This window comes from Bartonella sp. AA81SXKL, from assembly GCF_042196945.1.
In the GTDB taxonomy this organism is placed as follows: Bacteria; Pseudomonadota; Alphaproteobacteria; order Rhizobiales; family Rhizobiaceae; genus Bartonella.
In genome coordinates, this window is record NZ_JBHIRH010000043.1 from 1 (window position 1) to 3,320 (window position 3,320).

Annotated in this window: 3 protein-coding genes; all 3 read right to left on the reverse strand. The window is 39.9% G+C overall.

Features of this window, described 5'->3' with window-relative positions:
• Positions 1–127: transglycosylase SLT domain-containing protein (locus ACFINZ_RS09070; RefSeq protein WP_375701360.1), on the reverse strand; the 127-nt coding region annotated here is incomplete at its 3' end.
• A gap of 16 nt (positions 128–143) precedes the next feature.
• Positions 144–2,321 carry a hypothetical protein gene (locus tag ACFINZ_RS09075; protein ID WP_375655506.1) on the reverse strand — a complete coding sequence of 726 codons (2,178 nt, stop codon included), beginning with the start codon at positions 2,319–2,321 and terminating at the stop codon, positions 144–146.
• On the reverse strand, positions 2,322–3,320 hold a 999-nt coding region (locus ACFINZ_RS09080), incomplete at its 5' end, for a hypothetical protein (protein ID WP_375701359.1).

Consider the following 3,320-nt stretch of genomic DNA (forward strand, 5'->3'; position numbering starts at 1 on the left):
GATTCCTTGCATTCGGATTGCCTCCACTTTCCACTTGCGCAACACGGTACAAATAACTCTCTGGCAAACCATAACGCACTGCTGCTTGACGGATCGCTTGATTAACAGAAGGACTAGAACGGGTCATAGCCTAATCTCCTCCCTTACTCAAATGCACTCAATAAATTCAACTCCTCCGTTGAGGCTTTTCCCCCACCTCCAAACAAAGCAGCAGAAAGCTTTTTGAACCATTCTTTTGTCGCATATCCCTTATGATGCGCGTTTACCATGCGTTGAATGAGAGCTACAATTTGATCATTCTTAATCTGTGTCCCCCCTGTTAACAATTTGACAACATCCTTTTCAATCCGTTGACGCTCTCTAAACGCCGCCTCTTTGAAAGGAACCCAAGCTGCCTTCCCAGCAGCTTTTGCTAATTGTACAGCTGCATCACGTTTACCCGTTGGCATACTGACATTATGCGTAAAAGATATCTTTTCATCCGCTACACGACCTGGTATTCTGTTATAAAAATCTGCATAATCAGCTTCTTTATTGACAACATTCTTAACAGCAGAAGCTTTATCTGCTCCATAAATCTTTGCAAATCGTTCATACAGATCATTCGTACCAAAAATCTCCTTTGCCTTGGATACTTCATCTCCTGCTTGCCCCATACCTTGTAAAAGTTTTGCTCTTGATCCCTTTTTAAAGTATTCTTGTTCTCCCTCTGATAATTCATCAAAGATTTTACTGAACTCATCCTTATTAACCGACTTGCTAAGGATTTTAGAACCTTTACCCATAGCATCTACATGTGAACTATATTGATGATACAATGCCCGCCCTTTCTTATATTCAGACGATATATCATCCATAATCTCTAATAACTTTTTGTCGATATCTACTAAGCTACGAACTTTGCTATTGTTTCCTTGCCTCTTTTCTGCCCGTATCATAAAATCAATAGCCTCCTTAGTTTTATGGAGAATACCCATGTTGGGTTTCTCTTTAAGAAGGCTAAATTTTTCAGAAGAAAACGGACTGGCTTTATTGCCATCACTAATGAATCCCCTTAGCCCTTTATTATAAGCTTGTTTAAAGTATGGACGCTCCATTAATTCATTAAGTGCCCCATAATATTTCTCTCCTATTGGTATCTTTTTAGCTATTTCATAAAGAGTATGGGATGCTTCTTTCCTACTCGCGATAAGATCACCTTTTAAACCTGTGACATTTTGACGAGGAACAAAGTGTTCATCAGCAGCTTGATGAATACGCTCCCCTCCTCCCAGCGCTCTCTGCCCAGCTCTTTTAGTCAAATCAAGATAAGCTCCTTGATTTCTTTTCGCGATATCAAAAACAAGATCCTGTAAAAAAGGACTATGATCAGCTACATAATCGGTAGAGACCGCATTCTTAAAAGATTTTCCTAGATCTTCAGAAGCTTCATTGCCTAAATGTTTACTGATTGCTCTTAACGTGTCTGTTGCAACACCTTCCTTATGAGAAGGAGAAAAAAGTCTTCGTATTCCGCTTACCGGATAACCAGCTAAATGAGCTAAAGCACTTCCAGCCAATGCCCCACCCGCTCCTAAACCTGCACCAGATAACGTACTTGTAAGTGTATTACCAAGTCCTTCACCTTCTCCCGCTCCATGTAATGCACCAGATGCCGCCCCTACTTTAAGCAAATGCGGCAATGTTGTTTTGTTCGTGATGCCTAAAAATGGACTTGCAAATCGACTTGGGGGTAACTGACCTGCTTTCAAAAAGGCTTGACCTAATTTTGACCCCGCCACATTCCTTGCAAGTGTAGGCGCTACAAAGCGTGCTCCTGAGGCTAATAATCCTCCCCCTAAAGTCGCAAGGGAAGGAATTGCCGACCCTAAAGCATTTCCAGCAAAAGAAGTCCAATAATGTTGATCACTCATCCTACGATAATAATCACGTATTCTATTGGCTTCTTTCTCATATTTTTCTATGGTTTTCTTATCTCCAGTCCAATAGTTGTAAAGCCCCTTCGCAAAAGCAATTATTGCCAACTCATCATCAGAATCACGTCCTGCCGCTGTGATCCCCGCAATCTCATCATCTAAATTAAAACTCAAACCATGCTTTAAAGAATTCCAAAAGGCTTCACTGCTACTTATTTCGGGATGTTGGGATGATGTTTCGTATTCATCTTTAGGGATACGACGTATAACCCTTATTCCAGGACCAAAATCTGGAAATGGTTCCTCTACCGATTTTTCGTATTCATGTTTAGGGATACGGCGTATAATTCTTATTCCAGTACCAAAATCTGGAAAATCTTGATGAGTATTATTATGCTGAACCATTTAACTATCCCTAATAATTTCATACAAATCTTTACCATCATGAACGGTTGCTTTATCTCCAATAGCAAGTTTTTTAATATTTGCTCTGCTAATTGTAGTTGGCAAGTTTGCACTACCTCCTTGTGACATCGACTGATTAGCATATTGAGCAGAATACTTTAGACGCGGTCTTACTTCCATTCCATTTGACAACCTATAAATTTCCTCATCATTCAGTTTTTTAAAAAGATCAAACATATCTTTGATTTTTAAGAGCGTTTTATATAGTTCTTCTGGTTTATCGCTAATGTCCATAGTACCATAAGATGCTACTATGCGCCTGCTTTCTTCATTAGATAACGGTCCAACGCCTAATTTCCCGCCGTCACTTTGCTTTTTGATTGCTTCAATCACTCGAACAAAGACACCACCTTCAAGCGTTTTTAATTTATTTTTTAATGTTTTTGCAGCAGTATCGGGGAAAATCTGAGCAAAAGCACCGACCTTACCAGCAGCCTTTTTGGGATTCTTCTCTATAATTTGAAGAGCATTGTTAACTGTATCCACAATATGATTAATTTCTTTTGCTGCTACAGCAGCAGTGTTTCTCTTACCTATTTCCCACTCTTCTATGTCTCGTTTTTTCTGATTATACTCAAGTTCCTGCATCGACCCCTTAACCGGTCTCGCTCTACGTTCACCTAGTTGTGAATTGGGATCCCATTCATAACCTTTATCTAACTGAGGTTTATCACCACCTGTTAGCATCGCACTAAGCATTTGCGGATTACGTGCCATGATAGCAGCTTCTTCTTCGCTGTAACCTTTAGATTTTAGGTATTCGACGGTTTGATTGACTTGTTCTCTTCGTTTATCACCTTCATTAAGATGCTTCACACCACTTGCAAGCGCATCCCACCCAGAACCGTCTGATGAAGATTCTGCCATACCTGCAAAAAGATCTTTGAGCTTCTGATACGCATCTGATTGAAAAAACTTATAAGTATTGGACTGTAAAAA